Origin of the sequence: Actinomycetospora aurantiaca (assembly GCF_037401875.1) — a bacterium.
GTDB lineage: Bacteria > Actinomycetota > Actinomycetes > Mycobacteriales > Pseudonocardiaceae > Actinomycetospora > Actinomycetospora aurantiaca.
On record NZ_JBBEGN010000007.1, the window covers coordinates 251,080 to 270,891 of the forward strand.

General features: G+C 74.2%; 17 protein-coding genes. 13 read left to right on the forward strand and 4 right to left on the reverse strand.

Annotation, left to right across the window (positions count from 1 at the left end):
* Nucleotides 1–141 precede the first annotated feature (141 nt).
* The 3 genes from rpsA (at nucleotide 142) to coaE (ending at nucleotide 2,968) form a co-directional block, all read left to right on the forward strand.
* Nucleotides 142–1,665 carry a 30S ribosomal protein S1 gene (gene rpsA, locus WCD74_RS16640; protein ID WP_337695973.1) on the forward strand — a complete coding sequence of 508 codons (1,524 nt, stop codon included), beginning with the start codon at nucleotides 142–144 and terminating at the stop codon, nucleotides 1,663–1,665.
* A gap of 143 nt (nucleotides 1,666–1,808) precedes the next feature.
* Complete coding sequence (locus WCD74_RS16645; RefSeq protein WP_337695974.1) at nucleotides 1,809–1,973, forward strand: hypothetical protein; 165 nt, start codon at nucleotides 1,809–1,811, stop codon at nucleotides 1,971–1,973.
* A 23-nt stretch (nucleotides 1,974–1,996) separates the two neighbouring features.
* Nucleotides 1,997–2,968, forward strand: a complete 972-nt coding sequence (gene coaE, locus WCD74_RS16650) for a dephospho-CoA kinase (RefSeq protein WP_337695975.1) — start codon at nucleotides 1,997–1,999, stop codon at nucleotides 2,966–2,968.
* Here coaE and WCD74_RS16655 read toward each other — a convergent pair.
* Nucleotides 2,965–3,477 (reverse strand): ribonuclease FAU-1 family protein, encoded by a 513-nt coding sequence (locus WCD74_RS16655; RefSeq protein ID WP_337695976.1) that lies wholly within the window; start codon nucleotides 3,475–3,477, stop codon nucleotides 2,965–2,967. The two genes, coaE and WCD74_RS16655, sit on opposite strands and share 4 nt — an antisense overlap.
* A gap of 107 nt (nucleotides 3,478–3,584) precedes the next feature.
* On the opposite strand from WCD74_RS16655, the gene WCD74_RS16660 reads away from it, so the two are divergent.
* Complete coding sequence (locus WCD74_RS16660) at nucleotides 3,585–4,751, forward strand: DUF5685 family protein (RefSeq protein ID WP_337695977.1); 1,167 nt, start codon at nucleotides 3,585–3,587, stop codon at nucleotides 4,749–4,751.
* 45 nt (nucleotides 4,752–4,796) lie between these two features.
* Nucleotides 4,797–7,028, forward strand: a complete 2,232-nt coding sequence (gene uvrB / locus WCD74_RS16665) for an excinuclease ABC subunit UvrB (protein ID WP_337695978.1) — start codon at nucleotides 4,797–4,799, stop codon at nucleotides 7,026–7,028.
* A gap of 1 nt (nucleotide 7,029) precedes the next feature.
* On the opposite strand, the gene WCD74_RS16670 is transcribed toward uvrB, so the two are convergent.
* Nucleotides 7,030–7,689, reverse strand: a complete 660-nt coding sequence (locus WCD74_RS16670) for a UdgX family uracil-DNA binding protein (RefSeq protein WP_337695979.1) — start codon at nucleotides 7,687–7,689, stop codon at nucleotides 7,030–7,032.
* Between the two features lie 107 nt (nucleotides 7,690–7,796).
* Nucleotides 7,797–8,285, reverse strand: a complete 489-nt coding sequence (locus WCD74_RS16675) for a GNAT family N-acetyltransferase (RefSeq protein WP_337695980.1) — start codon at nucleotides 8,283–8,285, stop codon at nucleotides 7,797–7,799.
* 74 nt (nucleotides 8,286–8,359) lie between these two features.
* Between WCD74_RS16675 and WCD74_RS16680 the strand changes: the two genes are divergently transcribed.
* From WCD74_RS16680 to WCD74_RS16715, 8 genes are all read left to right on the forward strand, one after another.
* Nucleotides 8,360–9,631, forward strand: a complete 1,272-nt coding sequence (locus WCD74_RS16680; protein ID WP_373696090.1) for a GAF domain-containing protein — start codon at nucleotides 8,360–8,362, stop codon at nucleotides 9,629–9,631.
* Between the two features lie 48 nt (nucleotides 9,632–9,679).
* Entirely contained in the window at nucleotides 9,680–10,735 is a 1,056-nt protein-coding gene (locus tag WCD74_RS16685; RefSeq protein WP_337695981.1) for a 2,3-butanediol dehydrogenase, read from the forward strand.
* Nucleotides 10,732–11,514, forward strand: a complete 783-nt coding sequence (locus WCD74_RS16690) for an acetoin reductase (protein ID WP_337695982.1) — start codon at nucleotides 10,732–10,734, stop codon at nucleotides 11,512–11,514. The genes WCD74_RS16685 and WCD74_RS16690 overlap by 4 nt, the downstream gene beginning before the upstream one ends.
* A 222-nt stretch (nucleotides 11,515–11,736) precedes the next feature.
* Entirely contained in the window at nucleotides 11,737–12,048 is a 312-nt protein-coding gene (locus WCD74_RS16695; RefSeq protein ID WP_337695983.1) for a hypothetical protein, read from the forward strand.
* 238 nt (nucleotides 12,049–12,286) lie between these two features.
* Nucleotides 12,287–13,768, forward strand: a complete 1,482-nt coding sequence (locus WCD74_RS16700) for an ABC transporter transmembrane domain-containing protein (RefSeq protein ID WP_337695984.1) — start codon at nucleotides 12,287–12,289, stop codon at nucleotides 13,766–13,768.
* Complete coding sequence (locus tag WCD74_RS16705) at nucleotides 13,765–15,501, forward strand: ABC transporter ATP-binding protein (protein ID WP_337695985.1); 1,737 nt, start codon at nucleotides 13,765–13,767, stop codon at nucleotides 15,499–15,501. Before WCD74_RS16700 ends, WCD74_RS16705 begins: the two co-directional genes overlap by 4 nt.
* 27 nt (nucleotides 15,502–15,528) lie before the next feature.
* The gene (locus tag WCD74_RS16710) at nucleotides 15,529–15,975 is read left to right on the forward strand and encodes a hypothetical protein (protein ID WP_337695986.1); all 447 of its coding nucleotides are present in this window, start codon (nucleotides 15,529–15,531) and stop codon (nucleotides 15,973–15,975) included.
* 82 nt (nucleotides 15,976–16,057) lie between these two features.
* Nucleotides 16,058–17,989: an AAA family ATPase gene (locus WCD74_RS16715; protein ID WP_337695987.1), complete on the forward strand. Its 1,932-nt coding sequence runs from the start codon at nucleotides 16,058–16,060 to the stop codon at nucleotides 17,987–17,989.
* Here the strand turns inward: WCD74_RS16715 and glmS are convergent, their stop codons facing one another.
* Nucleotides 17,990–19,792 (reverse strand): glutamine--fructose-6-phosphate transaminase (isomerizing), encoded by a 1,803-nt coding sequence (gene glmS / locus WCD74_RS16720; protein WP_337695988.1) that lies wholly within the window; start codon nucleotides 19,790–19,792, stop codon nucleotides 17,990–17,992.
* Nucleotides 19,793–19,812: the final 20 nt, after the last annotated feature.

Consider the following 19,812-nt stretch of genomic DNA (forward strand, 5'->3'; position numbering starts at 1 on the left):
TGCGTCCGGTCGGCTCCGGTGGGCAGCGATCCCCTTCGGTCCCCGCGGGTTCCGATCAGCGCGTCAGGACGACGTCCGCCCTCGTGGGAAGAGCACACGTCCACCCGACCGAGACCTGCCCATCCCGGAGCCATCCACCGTATGTCCATCGACACCCACACCGCCCCGAGCACGTCCAGCCCCCAGGTGGCTGTGAACGACATCGGGTCGGAAGAGGACTTCCTCGCTGCCATCGACGAGACGATCAAGTACTTCAACGATGGTGACATCGTCGAAGGCACCATCGTCAAGGTCGACCGCGACGAGGTCCTTCTCGACATCGGCTACAAGACCGAGGGCGTCATCCCCTCGCGCGAGCTGTCGATCAAGCACGATGTCGACCCCAACGAAGTCGTCGCCGTCGGCGACGAGGTCGAAGCCCTCGTCCTCCAGAAGGAGGACAAGGAGGGCCGGCTGATCCTGTCCAAGAAGCGCGCCCAGTACGAGCGCGCCTGGGGCACGATCGAGCAGCTCAAGGACAACGACGAGCCGGTCAAGGGCACCGTCATCGAGGTCGTCAAGGGTGGTCTCATCCTCGACATCGGCCTCCGCGGCTTCCTCCCCGCGTCGCTGGTCGAGATGCGCCGCGTCCGCGATCTCCAGCCGTACGTCGGCAAGGAGATCGAGGCCAAGATCATCGAGCTGGACAAGAACCGCAACAACGTGGTCCTGTCCCGCCGCGCCTGGCTGGAGCAGACCCAGTCCGCGGTGCGCAGCGAGTTCCTCAACCAGCTCGCGAAGGGCCAGATCCGCAAGGGTCAGGTCTCCTCGATCGTCAACTTCGGTGCGTTCGTCGACCTCGGCGGGGTCGACGGCCTCGTTCACGTCTCCGAGCTGTCCTGGAAGCACATCGACCACCCCTCCGAGGTCGTCGAGGTCGGCCAGGAGGTCACGGTCGAGGTCCTCGACGTCGACCTGGACCGCGAGCGGGTCTCGCTGTCGCTCAAGGCGACGCAGGAGGACCCCTGGCGCCAGTTCGCGCGGACCCACCAGATCGGCCAGATCGTGCCCGGCAAGGTCACGAAGCTCGTGCCGTTCGGTGCGTTCGTCCGTGTCGACGAGGGCATCGAGGGCCTGGTCCACATCTCGGAGCTGGCCGAGCGCCACGTCGAGGTGCCCGAGCAGGTCGTCCAGGTCGGCAACGACGTCATGGTCAAGGTCATCGACATCGACCTCGACCGTCGGCGCATCTCCCTCTCGCTCAAGCAGGCGAACGAGGGCATGACGACCGAGACCGAGTTCGACCCGGCGCTGTACGGCATGGGCGCCGAGTACGACGACGCCGGCAACTACATCTACCCGGAGGGCTTCGACCCCGACTCCGGGGAGTGGCGCGAGGGCTTCGAGTCCCAGCGCGAGGAGTGGGAGCGCCAGTACCAGGCGGCGTACGCCCGCTACCAACAGCACATCACGCAGCTGCAGCGCACCGCGGAGCAGGAGGCGGAGGCCGCCGAGGCGGCCCCGGCCAACTACTCCTCGGGCGGCCCGGGCGAGGAGGCCGACGAGTCGGCCGAGCCGCGGGACGACGACGACCCGGGCCAGGGCCCGCCGTCGCAGTCCGGTGCGGGCTCGCTCGCCAGCGACGCCCAGCTCGCCGCGCTGCGGGAGAAGCTGTCCGGCAACTGAGTGCCATGAGCGCCTGACGGTGCTCGTCGACGGGCCCTCACCCCTTCCCGGGGTGGGGGCCCGTCGTCGTGTCCGGGTTGCTCCCCGGCGTCGATTCGGTATCTTCCGTCCCACCGGTCACACCAGTCACAGGGGGTTCGGACATGTTCGCGTGGCGCCGTCGCGGTCGGCACCGTCTCGGGTCGACCGGGCTGACCTGGGTGCGCGAGCACGGCGCCATCGCCGCCGCGCTCGGGGTGCCGGCGATCGCGCGCCGCGGGCTGTTCGAGACCTTCTTCGCGACGGCGAGGCACGCGGCGCTCGCGTAGACGAGGTCCGGCAGACTGCGCCTGTGCTGCGTGTGGGACTGACCGGAGGGATCGGGGCAGGCAAGTCGACGGTGGCCGCCGAACTGGCGTCCCTCGGCGCGGTGGTCGTGGACTCCGACAGGATCGCCCGCGAGGTCGTCGAGCCGGGCACCGAGGGGCTCGCAGCGGTCGTCGAGGCGTTCGGCGACGACGTGCTCGACGACGACGGACGCCTGGACCGACCCGCGCTGGGCCGGATCGTGTTCGCCGACGACGAGGCCCGGACGCGCCTGAACGGCATCCTGCACCCGCGGATCGGGGCCCGGACCGGCGAGCTGGTCGCCGCCGCGCCCGATGACGCGGTGCTGGTGCACGACGTGCCGCTGCTGGTGGAGAACGGGATGGGCGCGGCGTTCGCGCTCGTCGTCGTGGTGGACGCCCCCGAGGACGTCCGGGTGGAGCGCCTCGCGCGTACCCGGCACATGGCGGAGGACGACGCCCGGTCCCGCATCCGGGCGCAGGCGACCACCGAGGCGCGGCGGGCGGCCGCGGACGTGTGGATCGACAACGTCGGTTCCGAGGACGAGGTGCGCGCCGGGGTCCGCTCCCTGTGGCGCGAGCGGCTCGTGCCGTTCGAGGCGGCCGTGCGGGCGGGATCGGCGACCCCGTGGCCGGACGCGGTGGACGACCCGGACCCCACCTGGCCGGACCAGGCCCGCCGGCTGGCTGCACGGCTCGTGCTCGCGGGCCGCGGGAAACTCGACCGCGTCGAGCACGTCGGGCCGACCGCCGTGCCCGGGCGGCCCGCCCCCGACGTCATCGACCTGCTGGTGCTGAGCTCCGGCGATCCCGGGCCGGCCTTCGCCGGGATCGGCTTCCCCGCGGTGGACGGCGGGCGCTTCGGCAGCGCCGACCCCGCGCGTCCCGTCCGGGTGACGGTCGCTCCGGAGTCGTCCGACGTGGCGGCCGACCTGCTCGACGCGCGGGACCGGGCCCGGTCCGGCAGCGGGGACTAACGCCAGGGCCAGTCGAGGACGACGCCGTGGGTGGCCAGCCAGGCGTCGAGGTCGTGGCCGTGCTCGGCGATGCCGGCGTGGGTGGTGACGGCGGTCGTGAGGGCCCGCTCGGCGGCGTCCGGAGCCAGGAGGCCGGCCGCGACCGCCTCCACGTACTCGTCGACGTCGAGCAGCTCGGTGCGGTCGCCGGTGTGGACCACCAGGTCGAGGTAGTGGTCCGTGGTCGTCCAGGTGGAGCCGTCGCGTTCGACGTCGGCGATGTCGACGTAGAAGTCCTGCAGCCGGTGCGCGGCCGGCTTGAAGGTGAAGTCGGTGACGCGGATCCCGAGGTCGGGCAGCAGCCACGAGCGCATGTGCGTGAGCGTCGGGTGGTCCGGCATCGGGCGGGCGAGGTAGAGGCCGAACGGCGCGGTCCGGTACAGGTCGACCGTCCGGACGAAGCCCTTCGGGTCGGTGTTGGTGCCCGCGTCCACGGTGAACGTCTCGACCTTCGGGGGGTGCAGCGCCACGCTGCCGGACCCTAACGAGCCGCGTCGCCGACGGGTCGTGGTCGCGGCCGTGCCCGTGAACGCGTAGCCCGAACGGCCGCTGGTACTCACGCTCCGCCACGTCGATCATGTGCGACGTGTTCGGCTTCCTCCGTCCGTGCCGCCATCACCTGGGCCCGGAGCTGCACGCCCGGTGGAGCGCGCACCTGTGCGGACTGTGCCTGACGCTGCGCGACGAGGCCGGCCAGCTGGCCCGCGCGACGACGCACGTCGACGCCCTGTTGGTCTCGGTCCTGGCGGAGGCGCAGGGGGTCGGCGGCGGGCGGGAGGCGGGACCGTGCCCGCTGCGCGGGATGCGGTCCGCGCCCGTCGTCACGGGGGACGGGGCGCGGCTCGCCGCGTCGACGGCCCTCCTGCTGGCCGCGGACCGGGTCGCCGACCACGTCGACGACCGGGACGGGGCCTTCGCGTCGCGGCCGGTCGCCGCGGTCGGTGACCGGGTGGCGGCAGGCTGGGCGCGGGCCGGGTCGGCGACCGCCGCCGGAATCGGGTTCGACCCCGCCGCACTGCTGGCCGTGCCCGCCCGCCAGCGGGAGGTCGAAAGCGGCATCGCGATATTGGACCGGGTCACCGTGCCGACCGAGCAGGCCGTCGGCGCCGCGCTCGCGCACACCGCTGTGCTCGCCGGCCGTCCGGGCAACGTGGCCCCGCTGGACGAGGCGGGCAGACTCCTGGGGCGGCTCGCACACCTGCTCGACGCCGTGGCCGACCGGTCCGCCGACGCCGCCTCCGGCCGGTGGAACCCACTGGAGGCGACCGACACGTCGACGCCGGACGCCCTCGCGCGGTGCCGGGAGACGGTGGTGGGGATCGGAGCGGCGCTGCGGCGGGTGACCCTCGACCCGGGACCCGCCCGACGGCTCGCCCATCAGCTGCTGGTGCACGAGTCCGGGCGGGCGGTGACCCGGGCGCAGCAGGAGCCGCCGATCGCGCCGTGGGACCCGTCACGGCCCACGGACGAGCCGGACTCGCCCGAGGAGGACGCGGACGAGCCCGGGCCGCGCCGGCTCGGGCCGGAGCGTGGACTGCTCGCCGGGTGCGCAGCCGCTGCCGGTCTCTGCTGCACCGGGCAGCTGTGCTGCTCGGAGGAGTTCGCCGACCCGTGGACCGGCCAGCCGCGGCAGGGTCGCTGCGCGGACTGCGTCGACTGCACCAGCTGCTCGTGCGACTGCTGTGACTGCTGCTCGTCGTGCGGCGACGGGGACTGCTGCTGCTCCTGCGACTGCGGGTCGTGAGCTGCGGGAATCGAGACTGTCGGGGGGTCGGGTTAGCCTCGTGCCATGGCGTTCGCGACCGAGGTCCCCGGTGCCGCACGGGATGCTCACGAGCAGGAGCAGGGCTCCCTGCTGGACAACCCCGAGGGCCTTCCCGACGATGCCCTGGCCGAGTCCGAGTTCCGGCCGATCGGGGAGATCGAGCGCACCGGGGTGCCGTTCGAGGTCGTCAGCCCGTACCAGCCGGCGGGCGACCAGCCGGCCGCGATCGACGAGCTCGAGCGCCGGGTCCGGTCGGGGGAGCACGACATCGTCCTGCTCGGCGCCACCGGGACCGGGAAGTCGGCCACCACCGCCTGGCTGATCGAGCGCGTCCAGCGGCCCACGCTGGTCATGGCGCCGAACAAGACCCTCGCGGCGCAGCTGGCCAACGAGCTGCGGGAGCTCCTCCCGAACAACTCGGTCGAGTACTTCGTCTCGTACTACGACTACTACCAGCCCGAGGCCTACATCGCGCAGACCGACACCTACATCGAGAAGGACTCCTCGATCAACGAGGACGTCGAGCGGCTGCGGCACTCCGCGACCTCGAACCTGCTGCTGCGCCGCGACACCGTCGTGGTCGCCTCGGTGTCGTGCATCTACGGCCTCGGTACGCCGCAGTCCTACCTCGACCGCTCGGTCAAGCTGGAGGTCGGCGAGGAGATCGACCGGGACACCCTGCTCCGGGCCCTGGTCGACGTGCAGTACACGCGCAACGACATGGCCTTCGCCCGCGGCACGTTCCGGGTCCGCGGCGACACCGTGGAGATCATCCCGGCGTACGAGGAGCTCGCGATCCGCATCGAGTTCTTCGGGGACGAGATCGAGTCGCTGTACTACCTCAACCCGCTCACGGGCGACGTCGTGAACCAGGTGCAGGACGTCCGGATCTTCCCGGCGACGCACTACGTGGCCGGCCCGGAGCGCATGGAGAAGGCCATCAAGGCGATCGAGCAGGAGCTCGAGGAGCGCCTGGCCGAGCTGGAGAACCAGGGCAAGCTGCTCGAGGCCCAGCGGCTGCGCATGCGCACGAGCTACGACATCGAGATGATGCGCCAGGTCGGGTTCTGCTCCGGCATCGAGAACTACTCGCGGCACATCGACGGCCGTGGTCCCGGCACCGCCCCGGCCACGCTGATCGACTACTTCCCGAACGACTTCCTGCTCGTCATCGACGAGTCGCACGTGACGGTGCCGCAGATCGGCGGCATGTACGAGGGCGACATGTCGCGCAAGCGCAACCTCGTCGAGTACGGGTTCCGCCTCCCGAGCGCCACCGACAACCGACCGCTGACCTGGGAGGAGTTCGCCGACCGGATCGGGCAGACGGTCTACCTGTCGGCGACGCCGGGCGACTACGAGATGCGCCAGGCCGGCGGCGAGTTCGTCGAGCAGGTCATCCGCCCCACCGGGCTGGTCGACCCCGAGGTGATCGTCAAGCCGACCAAGGGCCAGATCGACGACCTGGTGGGCGAGATCCGCGCGCGGGTGGACAAGGACGAGCGCACCCTGGTCACCACGCTGACCAAGAAGATGGCGGAGGACCTCACCGACTACCTGCTCGAGCTCGGGATCAAGGTCCGATACCTGCACTCCGAGGTCGACACCCTGCGCCGCGTCGAGCTGCTGCGCCAGCTGCGGGCGGGGGAGTACGACGTGCTGGTCGGCATCAACCTGCTCCGCGAGGGCCTCGACCTCCCGGAGGTGTCGCTGGTCGCGATCCTCGACGCGGACAAGGAGGGGTTCCTGCGCAGCGAGCGGTCGCTGATCCAGACGATCGGGCGCGCGGCCCGCAACGTGTCCGGCCAGGTGCACATGTACGCCGACACGATCACCGAGTCGATGCAGTACGCGATCGACGAGACGTCCCGGCGCCGCGAGAAGCAGATCGCCTACAACACCGAGCGCGGCGTCGACCCGCAGCCGCTGCGCAAGAACATCGCCGACATCCTCGACCGCGTCTACCGCGAGGCCGAGGACACCGAGGTGGAGATCGGCGGCTCCGGTCGCAACGCCTCGCGCGGACGTCGGGCCGCGGGCGAGGCCGGCGGGACGCGCGGGCACTCGGGGGTCGTCGAGCACCGCAATACCGAGGGCATGGCGCGGGCCGAGCTGGCCGACCTGATCCAGCAGCTCACCGACCAGATGATGGCGGCGGCGCGCGACCTGCAGTTCGAGCTCGCCGGGCGCCTCCGCGACGAGATCGCCGACCTCAAGAAGGAGATGCGGGGGATGGACGCGGCCGGCGTGACGTAGTTCAGCCCAGGAGTTCGGCGGCCACCCGCAGGTCGGCGACGAAGCCCGCGCGCATCTCGTCGGCGTCCTGGCCACGGGCGGGGTCGGCCCGCAGGATCGCCGACGGGTGGATCGTCGGGACGAGGGTGGTCCCCTCCCACTCCCGGGCCTCGCCGCGCTCGGCGGTGATCCGGAAGGACGAGCCCAGCAGCGCCTTGCCGGAGGTCGCGCCGAGCGTGACCACCACGTGCGGGCGGACCAGGGCGAGCTCCCCGTCCAGCCATGGCCGGCAGGCCCGCACGTGCCCCACCTTCGGGGTCTGGTGGATCCGCCGGGTGCCCTGGCGCCGGAACGAGAAGTGCTTCACGGCATTCGTGACGTAGGCGTCCTCGCGGGCGATCCCGGCCTCGACCAGGGCCTCGTCGAACAACCGGCCCGCCGGTCCGACGAAGGGCGCGAGCTGCCGGTCCTCCTGGTCGCCGGGCTGCTCGCCGACGAACATCATCCGCGCGGTCGCGGGACCGCTGCCGAACACCGTGCCGGTGGTCCCCTCGTACAGCTCGCAGGCGGTGCAGGCCGTGGCGCGCTCGCGGAGGTCGTCCAGCGTGGGGGCCTCGGACACGGCGACGGCGGGGGAGGGGCCGTCGTCGGGCTGGTCGAGGTCGAAGAGGGAGTCGGTCACCGGCCGGGGGTGCCCAGCCGCCGCGCGGGGAACCCGCCCGCCTCGGCGAGAGCGACACCTGGCAGGTCCCCGGGCCCCGGAACCTGCTCCATGGAGCACTCGGGGTGTCAGTCCAGCCGGCGCGCCATGAGCAGCGAGGAGCGCAGGGTCCCGTCCGCGCGGCGGTAGTGCCGGTCGCGCAGGCCCTCCACCACGAAGCCGGCGGCCGCATAGAGCCCGATCGCGCGCCCGTTGTCCGGCCAGACCTCCAGGTCCACCTTGTGCGCGTCGGTGTCCGCGGCCCAGGCGAGCGCCGCGTCGACGAGCGCCCGGCCCCCGCCCCGGCCGCGGGCACCGGCGACGATCGCCGTCGCGAGCCCCAGGACGCCCCGGGTCCGCGGGGCCAGGGTGAGCAGGCCGACCACGTCGGAGCGCTCGAGCAGCACCCAGGCCGCCGCGTCCTCGCGGGCCACCAGCTCCCGGTAGCCGTGCGCGCGGGCGTCGACGTCGACGGGCGGTTCCGCCCCGAGCGTCCCTTCCGGCGCGACCGCCTCGATCACCGCGGCCATCGCCCCGGCGTCGTCCGGTCCGGCGCGCCGCACCGCCAGTGCCTCCACGCGGCCCAGGGTGCCCCGCGCGAGCTGCCGGGAACGGTCGCCGCGCGGTTATGCTGCCGGTCACAGGGATCGGTGTGACCCCTGCTTCGGAGGTGCACGTGGTGGACGACGGCGTCTGCGCGGTGACGCGGAGTACCGACCTCCGTCAGCATGCGCGGCTGCTGCACCAGGCCCACGACGCGCGCCTGGCCGGAGGGCGGCCGACTGCGGCGCTCCGGCGGGTCGTCGCCCGGTCCTGGGACCGGATGCTGGCGCTCGGCGTCACCCCGGAGGTCCGGTCGCTGCCGGATCCCGCGGCGCCGGAGGTCGTCGAGCGGCGGCGGGCGGAGTCGCCGATCGCGGGGGTGATGCCGCAGCTGCGGGCGAGCCTGACGGCGGTGGCCGAGGACGCCGAGCACATCATGGTCATCACCGCGGCCGACGGGTTCGTGCTGTGGCGGGAGGGCTCGGCCCGGGTGGGGCGGCTCGCGGAGGGCCTGGGGTTCTCGCCGGGCGCGGACTGGACCGAGGAGTCCGTCGGCACCAACGCCATCGGCACCGCGCTGGCCGAGCACGCGTCGGTGCAGCTGTTCTCCGCGGAGCACTTCGCCCGCGCCCAGCACCCGTGGACGTGCACGGCGAGCCCCATCCACGACCCGCGCACCGGCGAGATGCTCGGCGTCGTCGACCTGTCCGGTCCGGCGCCCACGGTCCACCCGACCACGGTCGCCCTCGTGCACACCGCCGTCCGGCTCGCCGAGTCCGGGCTGTGGAGCCAGCACGAGCAGCGCCTCGACTCGCTGCGCGCGGTCGCCGCCCCGCTGCTCGCCCGGCGCACCGGGCCGGCCCTGGTCGTCGACGACCACGGCTGGGTCGCCGGGGCCACCGGGATCCCGCCGCGCGACCGGGTCGGCACCCCGCGGGCGGGCGAGCTGATGCTCGTGCACGGCCTCGGGACCTGCCTGCCCGAGCCCGTGCCCGGCGGGTGGCTGCTGCACCCGACCACGGCGTCCGGGAGCTCGACCCGGCTGCGGCTCGACCTCGCCGCCGACCCGCCCGCCGCCGTCGTGGAGGGCCGCGAGTCGTGGCGGCACACCCTGTCCCGGCGGCACCTGCAGGTGCTCGCCCTGCTCATGCGGGCCGGCCCGGCGGGTCTCGACGCCGCCGCGCTGAGCCGCGCGCTCTACGACGACGCCGACCACCTCGTCACGGTCCGCGCGGAGCTCTCGCGGCTGCGCCGGGTGCTGGGCCACCTGGTCGTCGCGCGGCCCTACCGGATCGCGCCCGGCGTGGAGGTCGAGGTGCCCGCACCCGACGTCATGACCCGGCTGCTCGGCCCTGCAACACCGCTGCAACCCTGGCCGTGACCCCGGTCACTCCTCTGGGATGGGTCCATCCCGAGCGAGGAGGACCCTGTGAAGGCTGCCCGCTTCCACGGACGCGGTGACGTCCGCGTCGAGGACATCGCCGAGCCGCACCCCGGCCCCGGCCAGGTGCAAGTCGCGGTCGAGTGGTGCGGCATCTGCGGCACCGACCTGCACGAGTTCCTGGACGGCCCGATCTTCGCGCCGACCGACGCTGCCCCCCACCCGCTGACCGGCGGCGCCGTGCCGATCACCCTCGGACACGAGTTCTCCGGGGTCGTCGCCGAGGTCGGCGAGGGGGTCACCGGCGTCTCCGAGGGCGACCGCGTCGTGGTCGAGCCCTACGACGTCTGCGGCACCTGCGTGGCCTGCCGCGACGGCCGCTACAACATCTGCCGCCAGCTGGGCTTCATCGGCCTCGACGGCGACCAGGGCGGGTTCGCCGAGAAGATGGTCGTCGACGCCCGGTGGACGCACCGCATCGACGGCCTCACCCCCGAGCAGGGCGCCCTCGTCGAGCCCCTGGCCGTCGGCTACCACGCCGCCAAGCTCTCCGGGCTGCGGCCCGGCGGGACGGCGGCGGTGTTCGGCTCCGGCCCGATCGGGCTCGTGACGGCTGCCGCGCTCAAGGCCACCGGCGCGGGCCAGGTCGTCGTCGTGGAGCCGGCCGACGCCCGGAAGGCGAAGGCCCCCGGCGCGGGCGCCGACCACGTCCTCGACCCGACCGAGGTCGACGTCCCGGACGCGATCCGCGAGCTCACCGGCGGGCGCGGCGCCGACGTGACCTTCGAGTGCGCCGGGATCGACGCGGTGCTCACGAGCGCCGTCGCGTCGACGGCCCTCGGCGGGACCTGCGTCAACGTCTCCATCTGGGGCCACCCGGCCACCTTCGACGTCAACTCGCTGGTGTTCTCCGAGATCACCCTCATCGGCTCGCTCGCCTACGCGAACCGGCACGCCGAGGTCATCGAGCTGATCCGCAGCGGCACCGTCGACGTGGAGCAGTTCATCACCGGCCGCATCGCCCTCGACGAGATCGTCGACCGCGGCTTCCGCGAGCTCATCGACCACAAGGAGTCCAACGTGAAGATCCTGGTGCACCCGTGAGCGCGCCGGCACGGCGCACGGCCGTCGTCACCGGCGCGGGACGCGGCATCGGTGAGGCGATCGCCCACCGGCTCGCCGCCGACGGCCTCGCCGTCATGGTCTCCGACATCGACCCCGACACCGCGCAGCGCACCGCCCGGGCGATCACCGATGCAGGCGGCACCGCCGCCGCGCACGCCGCCGACGTGGCCGACCGCGACGCGTGCTTCGCGCTCGTCGCCGCCACCCGCGAGCAGCTCGGCGGGATCGACGTCATGGTCTCCAACGCGGGCATCGCGCAGGTGAAGACGCTGCTGGAGGTCTCGCCGGACGACCTGCAGCGGATGCTCGCGGTCAACGTCGGCGGCGTCCTGTGGTGCCTGCAGGCGGCCGCCGAGGCGATGATCTCCCAGGGCCGCGGCGGCAAGATCATCTCCGCGTCGTCGATCGCGGGCCACCAGGGCTTCGACCACCTCGGGCACTACTCGGCGTCCAAGTTCGGGGTCCGCGCCCTGACCCAGGCCGCGGCCAAGGAACTCGCGCAGCACCGGATCACGGTGAACGCGTACTGCCCGGGCATCGTCGACACCACGATGTGGGAGGAGATCGACGCCGGACTGGGCGGCTACCTCGGCACGGGCAAGGGCGAGGCGTTCCAGCAGTACTCCCAGCTGATCGCGCTGGGCCGCCCGCAGACCGCCCAGGACGTCGCGTCGTACGTCTCCTACCTCGCGAGTCCGGACTCGGACTACATGACCGGGCAGGCCGGGATCATCGACGGCGGGATCGTCATGACCTGATCGGGGCGGGGGTCGGGACACGCCGACCCCCGCGGTTGCGGGCGGACGTGGCGTGAGTAACATCGGTCCCATGATCGCGCGGGCAGAGGTAGTACCCCAGCGCGTCGGGTGAGCCAGGCTCCCGGCGCGCAGCACCACGGCGCGCCGCCGTGAGCCCCCGAACGACTCCCGAGACCTGGCTCGGATTCCTCACCGCGGATCCAGCACGTCCAGGAGATCGTCATGACCACTCTCGAGCCCGCTCCCCTCCACGCCCACGAGATCGAGCGCGCCGTCAACGGCCCCGGCCGCCGGGCCTCGCGCCTGCCGCGTCCCTTCACCGTCGTGACCACCGGGGGGATGCCCGGGGTCATGTCGCTCGCGTCGCGGCTCTGCGAGCTCGGCTACCGCGTCCCCGACTTCGCGGTCGACGTCCACGAGGGCGTCTCCTGCTCGTCCATCTCCTGCACGGTCGCGCTCACCGTCGACGAGTGCCCGGCGTTCGCCGACACCGTCCGCGGGCTCCCCGGCGTGGAGTCGGTCGAGCCGTACTGAGCCGTCTCGAGCCGACGGCGAAACCCGGTCGCGGGAACCCGCCCGACGACCTAGCGTCGGGGACGTGATCCCCCTCCCCGACTCTTGAGCACGTCGCCGGCCCTACCCGACGCCGGCGCTGCGCCTCGACGACCCACCGTCCGCCACCGGCCTGCTGCTCGCCCTGCTGCGGGCGCGTCCGGGGCTGGCGGTCGCGACGGTCGTCGTCGGGACCCTCTGGCTCGTCCCGGGTGCGCTGGTGCCGCTCGTGGCCGGCGACGCGGTCGACGCCGGCATCGCCGGCGGGGACACGACGGCGCTGCTGCGCGGCGCCGCGGTCGTCGTCGCCCTGGGCCTGCTGCAGATGGTCTTCGGCGGGGCGCTCGACTTCCTCGCCCACGGCATGTGGCTGCACGCCGCGTCCACCACCCAGCACCACCTGAGCACCCACGTCCTGGGGCTGGGTGCCGCGCTCGGGCCCCAGGTGGGCAGCGGAGACGTCACCGCCGTCACCACCTCCGACCTGAACAAGATCGGCAACCTGTTCGAGACGGCGGGCCGCCTCGCCGGTTCCGTCGTCGCGTTCGGTGTAATCGGGGTGGGTCTGCTGGGCCGGTCCCCGCTGCTCGGCGTGGTGGCCCTGGTCGGGGTCCCGCTCGCCGTCGTCGGGATCGGGCCGCTGCTGCGCCCGCTGCAGCGACGCCGGGACCGGCAGCGCACCGAGCTCGCCGGTGTCAACGCCCTCGCGGCCGACATCGTGGCGGGGCTGCGGATCCTGCGCGGGGTCGGCGGGGAGTCCCGGTTCGCGGCCCGGTTCGCGGAGGCGACCGGGCGGGTGCGCGCTGCCGGGCTCGACGTCGCGCGGAGCACCGCCTCGCTCGCGGCCGCCGAGGTCCTCCTGCCCGGGCTCGTCCTCGTCGTGATCACCTGGCTGGGGGCGCGGCTCGCGGTCACCGGCACGATCACCCCGGGTGAGCTGGTGGCCGTCTACGGCGCCTCGGCGTTCCTGGTGATCCCGGTGACGACGGCGACCGAGGCCGCGGCGTCCCTCGCCTCGGCCCGGGCGGGCGCGAAGAAGGTCGCCCGCCTGTTCGGGCTGCGTCCCCTGCTCCCCGACCCGGGGGAGCGGGGCGCCGCGCTGCCGCCCGGCCCGCTCGACCTCACGGACCCGACGACCGGCCTGGACGTCCGCGCGGGCGCGCTGAACGTGGTCGACGCCGGACCGCACGCCGCGGCCCTGGCAGCCCGGCTGGCCCGGTTCGCGGAGGGCGGCACGGTCGACGGGCGGCCGACGGACGCCGTCGCGCTCGACGACCTGCGGCGGCGCGTGGTGCACGCCGGGCCGGAGGACCTGTGGTTCTCGGGGCCGCTGCGCGGCGAGCTGGTCCCGCGCGGTGGGCTCACCGTGGCCGACGCGCTGGACGCCTCCGCCGCCACCGAGATCCTCGACGGGTTCCCGGACGGGCTCGACGAGGCCCTCGGCGAGCGGGGACGCGAGGTCTCCGGCGGACAGCGGCAACGCCTCGCGCTCGCCCGTGCCCTGCTGACCGACGCGGACGTCCTCGTCCTCGAGGAGCCGACCTCGGCGGTCGACGCGCACACCGAGGCGTGGATCGCGGCGCGCGTGGCCGCCCAACGGCGGGGACGGACCACCGTCGTCCTCGCGCAGTCCGGGCCGTGGCGCCACGTCGCGGACCACGTCGTCGACCTGACCCGCAGCCTGGAAGGGAGCCTCCCGTGAGCACCGTCCTCGGCTACGCCACCCCGCGGGAGGCGCTGCACTGGGCCGCGGCCGTCCTGCGGGCCCGGCGCCGGCGCTTCGCCGCGACGGTCGTGCTGTTCCTCGCGGCCTCCGCGGCCGGCCTGGTCGGGCCGCAGCTGCTGGGTCTGATCGTGGACGAGGTCGCCACCGGCGGGCGGTCCACCGCACGCATCGACGTGCTCGCGGGCCTCTTCCTCGCGGCCCTGCTGGTCGCGACCTGGCTGCGGCGGGCCGCGCGGTGGCGGGCGGGCGCGCTGGGCGAGGACCTGCTCGCGGCGAACCGCACGCAGCTGGTGGACCGGGCGCTCGCGCTCCCGCTCGGGCAGGTGGAGGCCGTGGGGACGGGGGCGCTGCTCTCGCGGGCGACCACCGACCTGGACCGGGTCGACTCCGCGCTGCGTCAGGGTCTGCCCGAGGTGGTGACCGCGGCGGTGACGGTGGTGCTCACCGTCGTCGCGATGGTCGTGACCTCCCCGCTGCTCGCGCTCGCCCTGCTGGTGGCGGTCCCGACGGTGGTCCTGCCGACGCGGTGGCTGTGGCGGCGGCTGCCCGTCGCGATGGAGCGCATGCTCGACGCGTGGGCGGTGCTGGCCTCCCGCGTCCACGAGTCGACGACCGGGGCCAGGACGCTGGACGCCCTGGGGCGCGTCCCGCGGCGGCGCAGCGGAGACCACGCCGCCCTCGCCGACGGCGTCGACCGCGAGCGCGACCTGCGGGCGCTGCACGTCCGCTGGACGCCCTGGCTGGAGCTCTCGCACGTGCTGCCGGTCGCCGCGACCCTGCTGATCGGGGCCTGGGCCTACTCCGAGGGCCTGGCGTCACTCGGGACCGTGACGACGATGGTCGTCTACACCCAGGCGCTGGCCACGCCGCTGGACACCGCGCTCTGGTGGGTGGAGGACCTCATGGTCGCCACGGTCGCGCTGCGCCGCGTGCTCGGGGTGCGGGTGCCGGAACCGGTGGAGGTCCCGCCCGGCGAGGTGCCGGGGGAGACCGGGCTGCACGTCGAGGGCGTGCACTTCGCGTACCGCGCCGGGCGTCCCGTCCTGCGCGGGGTCAACCTGCACGTGCCGCAGGGCCAGCGGTGGGCGCTGGTCGGCGGGTCGGGCGCGGGCAAGTCCACTCTGGCTCGGCTGATCGCGGGCATCTCCGTTCCCGACGTCGGGTCGGTGCGGGTGGGCGGCCGCGAGGTCGCGTCCCTCGACGACGACACCCTGCGCTCGGAGGTCCTCCTGCTGACTCAGGAGCAGCACGTGTTCACCGGCTCGGTACGCGGCAACCTCCTGCTGCCCGCGGGGTCGTTCCCCGACGACGACCTGACCGGCGCGCTGGCCGTCGTCGGGCTGGACGGGTGGCTGGCCGACCTGCCGGACGGGCTGGACACGGCGGTCGGGGCGGGCGCCCGGGCCGTGCCCGCGACGGTCGCCCAGCAGCTCGCCCTGGCCCGGGTGGTGCTGGCCGACCCGGGGACCGTGGTGCTCGACGAGGCGACGTCGCTGCTCGACACCGCCTCGGCGAAGCGGGCCGAGCGGGCCCTCGAGCGGGTGCTGGCGGGCCGCACCGTCATCGCCATCGCGCACCGGCTGCACACCGCGGCCGCGGCCGACCGGGTCGTGGTCATGGCCGACGGCCGGATCGTGGAGCAGGGCCCGCCCGCCGAGCTGCTCGCCGCGGGCGGTGAGTACGCGCGGCTGGTGGCCGCGGCGGCGTGACCGAGGTGGGCCGGGCATGCTGTCGCCATGGATCACGGGCTGCCCGAGCGGGTGGCGACGTTGGTGGAGTGGATCGTCGCGGACAGCGTGGAGGGCCTGCGGGGCGGCAGCGCACCGTTCGCGCCCCACCTCATGCTGCTCGACGACCGGCCGCGGCCGGAGGACCGGACCCTGCAGCACACCCGGTTCGGGCCCGACCTCGCGGAGGGCCTGGAGCAGGCCCGGGCCACCGTCGGGCCGACCACGCCCGCCACGGCCTACGCGATCGCCTGGGACGGCTACGCCGCGGTCGGCGGCGAGCGCAGCGACGCGGTCCTGGTCGAGGTCGGGACGGCCGACGAGCCGGACGCCTGGCTCCTCGCCCAGCCCTACGGCACGGTCACACGACGCTTCCGCGGTTCCCGGGTGGAACGTCGCGGGGATCTGCTGGTCGTCGACCGGACGGGCTCGCGGCTCGGCGTCGTCCCGGGCTGACCGGGCGGGCCGGGTCGCCCGCCGCGGGCGCCGCGCCCGCGACGGGCGCATCCTGGAGTCGACCGCACGACGAGGAGGCTCCGTGGCCGACCAGGACCGCACCCGCCGGGAGGACCCGGGACCGGGGCCGCTGTTCGACGAGCTGCTCGGACGGCTGGTCGACCTGGACCTCGGCATGCTCTTCGGGGGCGGCCAGGACGACTGGCGTGACGAGCGCCGGGAGGAGCCGCGCGAGCCCTCCCGGGACCGGCAGTCGGGCGGGTGGGGAGGGGCACCGTCGGGAAGGGCCCCGAGGCGCACGCCGACGCTCGACCGCCACGGCCGCGACCTCACCGCGGACGCCCGGGCCGGGCGGCTCGACCCGATGATCGGGCGTGACGCCGAGCTGGGCCAGGTCGTGGAGATCCTCGCGCGGAAGAGCAAGAACAACCCGGTGCTGCTGGGGGAGCCCGGCGTCGGGAAGACCGCGATCGTCGAGGGGCTGGCCGCGCGCATCGTCACGGGCGAGGTGCCCGCGGCGATCCGCGACACCCGGGTGGTGACGGTCGACCTGGCCGGCATGGTGGCCGGCACGAAGTATCGCGGGGAGTTCGAGCAGCGGCTGACCGCGCTCGTCGCGGAGGCGTCGCACCCGGACACGATCCTGTTCGTCGACGAGCTGCACGCGATCGTCGGGGCGGGTTCGGCGCAGGAGTCGCCGATGGACGCCGCCGGGATCCTCAAGCCGGCCCTGGCGCGCGGGGAGCTGCGCCTCGTCGGCGCGACGACCACCGCCGAGTACCGGCGCCACGTCGAGCCGGACGCGGCCCTCGCCCGCCGGTTCGCCACCGTCGACGTGCCCGAGCCGACGCCCGAGCAGGCGGTCACGATCCTCAACGGGCTGGCGCCGGGCTACGAGGCGCACCACGGTGTGGTGCTTCCGCCCGCCACCCGCCGCGCGGCGGTGGAGCTGACCGCCCGCCACGTGCGCGAGCGGTTCCTGCCGGACAAGGCGATCGACGCGATCGACCGCGCGTCCGCCCGCGTGCGCACCCGCGACCCGGAGGGGCGGCCCACGGTCACGGCGCAGGACGTCGCGCAGGTGGTCGCCGACGACACCGGACTCCCCGTCGCCGACCTCACCGAGGACGACCGCACCCGCCTCCTCGACCTCGACGCCCGGCTGCGGGCCCGGGTGGTCGGGCAGGACGGCGCCGTCGACACGGTCGTCGACACCGTGCTCGCAGGCCGGGCCGGGCTCGCCGACCCGGAGCGGCCGCACGGGTCGATGCTGTTCGTGGGGCCGACCGGGGTCGGGAAGACCGAGCTCGCGCGGGCCCTGGCCGACGCGCTCGGCTCGGAGCTGGTGCGCTTCGACATGGCGGAGTTCGGCGAGAAGCACACCGTCGCGCGGCTGACCGGGGCCCCGCCCGGCTACGTCGGGCACGACCGTCCGGGCGAGCTGGTCGAGGCGGTGCGGCGCCACCCGTCGTCGGTCGTGCTGTTCGACGAGGTGGAGAAGGCGCACGCCGACGTCATCGCGGTGCTGCTCGGCATCCTCGACGCCGGGCGGCTGACCGACACCCACGGCCGCACCGTGAGCTTCGCCGACACCGTCGTGATCATGACGTCGAACCTGGCGGCCGCCGAGCTGAAGGTGGTCGACGACCCGGAGGACGCGCGCGAGCCGGTGATGCGCGTGCTGCGCCGGTCGCTGCGCCCGGAACTCCTCGGGCGCATCGACGACGTCGTGCTCTTCCGCCGCCTCACCCCGGACCTGCTGGCCCGCGTGGTCGGGCTCGCCCTGGACCGGACGCGCGACCGGCTCGCGGCGCAGGGGATCACGCTGACCGTCGAGCCGGCCGCGCTGGTCGCGCTGGCCGGCCGCGCCGACCCGGCGTCGGGAGCGCGCGGTCTCCGGCAGGTCGTGACCCGGGAGGTCGAACGCCCGCTGTCCCGCTGGATCGTCGCGGGGGCCGTGCGGTCCGGCTCCGAGGTGGTCGTGGACGGCGACCTGCGCCTCGAGGTGCGCTGACTACTCCACCGTCACCGACTTCGCCAGGTTCCGCGGCTTGTCGATGTCCCGGCCGAGCGCCGCCGCGCAGTGGTAGGCGAACAGCTGCAGCGGCACGCCGAGCAGGATCGGGTCCAGCTCCGGCTCGACGCTCGGCACGCGGATGACGGCGTCGGCCAGGCCGTCGGGCAGGTCGGCGTTGGTCACCGCGATGACGGGACCGCCGCGGGCCTTGACCTGCTCGATCGTCGAGATGTTCTTGGCCACGAGCTCGTCGTCGGGCACGACGATCACGCACGGCATCGTCGCGTCCACCAGCGCCAGCGGGCCGTGCTTGAGCTCGGACGCGGCGTAGGCCTCGGCGTGCACGTAGGAGATCTCCTTGAGCTTCTGCGCGCCCTCGCGGGCGACCGCCGAGCCCCGCACCCGGCCGAGGAAGAACATGGACCGGGCGCCCGCGTACTTCTGCGCCACGGCCGCGATCTCGTCGGAGGCCGCCAGCGCCTCGTCGACCGCGTCCGGCAGCCGCCGCAGCCCGTCCACCAGGCGGGTCCCGTGCGCCGCGGACAGGTCGCGGACCCGGCCGAGCAGCAGCGCGAGCAGCGCGAACGACGTCGTCATGGAGCTGAACGCCTTCGTCGAGGCGACGCTGACCTCGGGGCCGGCGTGCAGGAACATCCCCGCCCCGCACTGCCGCGCGATCGCCGACCCGATGACGTTCACGCAGCCGACGACCCGGCCACCCTTGCGCTGCAGCTCCTCGACCGCGGCCAGGGTGTCGATGGTCTCGCCGGACTGGCTGACCGCGACGTAGAGGGTGTCCGGGTCGACCAGCGGGTTGCGGTAGCGGAACTCGCTGGCCTGCTCGGCGTCGGCCGGGACCCGGGCCAGCTCCTCGACCAGGGCCGCGCCCATCTGCCCGGCGTAGTGCGCGGAGCCGCAGCCGAGGAACGTCACCCGGCGGATCCCGCGCAGCTCGCGGGGGTCCAGGTGCAGGCCGTCGAGGCGTGAGGTGGCGAACCGGCCGTCCAGGCGGCCCGCGAGCACCCGTCGCAGCGCCGAGGGCTGCTCGTGGATCTCCTTGGACAGGAAGTCCGGGTGGCCGTCGAGGTCGTAGTCGGCGTCGTCCACGTCGACCGTGGTGGGCGGACCGAGCCGCGAGCCCTCGTAGCCCGTGGCCGTGATCGTCGCGATCTCGCCGTCGGCGAGGAACACGACCTGGCGGGTGTGCCGGACCAGCGCCGCGACGTCGCTCGCGACGAACATCTCGCCGTCGCCGAGTCCCAGCACGATCGGGCTGCCGTTGCGCGCGACGACGAGCTCGTCGGGACGGCGGGCGTCCAGCACCACCAGCCCGTAGGTGCCCTCGACGACCCGCAGCGCCTCCCGGACCGCCGCCTCCAGCGAGTCCTGCTGCTCCACGGCCTGCGCGATCAGGTGGGGGAGGACCTCGGTGTCGGTGTCGCTCGCGAGCGTGACCCCGTCGGCCACCAGCTTCGCCCGCAGCTCCTCGGCGTTCTCGACGATGCCGTTGTGCACCACCGCGATCCGCCCGGCGGTGTCGGTGTGCGGGTGGGCGTTGCGCTCGCTCGGCTCGCCGTGCGTGGCCCACCGGGTGTGCGCGATGCCGACCCGGCCGGCCTCGTCACCGAGCTTGGCCCGCAGGTCGTCGACCCGGCCCACCGCCTTCGTCGTGCGCAGGGCCTTGCGGTGCCCGACGGCGATGCCGGCGCTGTCGTAGCCGCGGTACTCGAGCCGGGCGAGTCCGTCGACCAGGATCCGCGACGCCGGCCGGTTCCCGACGTACCCCACGATGCCGCACACAGGTGGTTGCCCCCAGAGAT

Bases quoted from the DNA above. Each gene is read 5' to 3' on its own strand.
- WCD74_RS16710 (WP_337695986.1), top strand. From the start codon at position 15,529: ATGGATCACGGGCTGCCCGAGCGGGTGGCGACGTTGGTGGAGTGGATC.
- WCD74_RS16660 (WP_337695977.1), top strand. From the start codon at position 3,585: ATGTGCGACGTGTTCGGCTTCCTCCGTCCGTGCCGCCATCACCTGGGC.
- WCD74_RS16695 (WP_337695983.1), top strand. From the start codon at position 11,737: ATGACCACTCTCGAGCCCGCTCCCCTCCACGCCCACGAGATCGAGCGC.
- uvrB (WP_337695978.1), top strand. From the start codon at position 4,797: ATGGCGTTCGCGACCGAGGTCCCCGGTGCCGCACGGGATGCTCACGAG.
- WCD74_RS16645 (WP_337695974.1), top strand. From the start codon at position 1,809: ATGTTCGCGTGGCGCCGTCGCGGTCGGCACCGTCTCGGGTCGACCGGG.
- rpsA (WP_337695973.1), top strand. From the start codon at position 142: ATGTCCATCGACACCCACACCGCCCCGAGCACGTCCAGCCCCCAGGTG.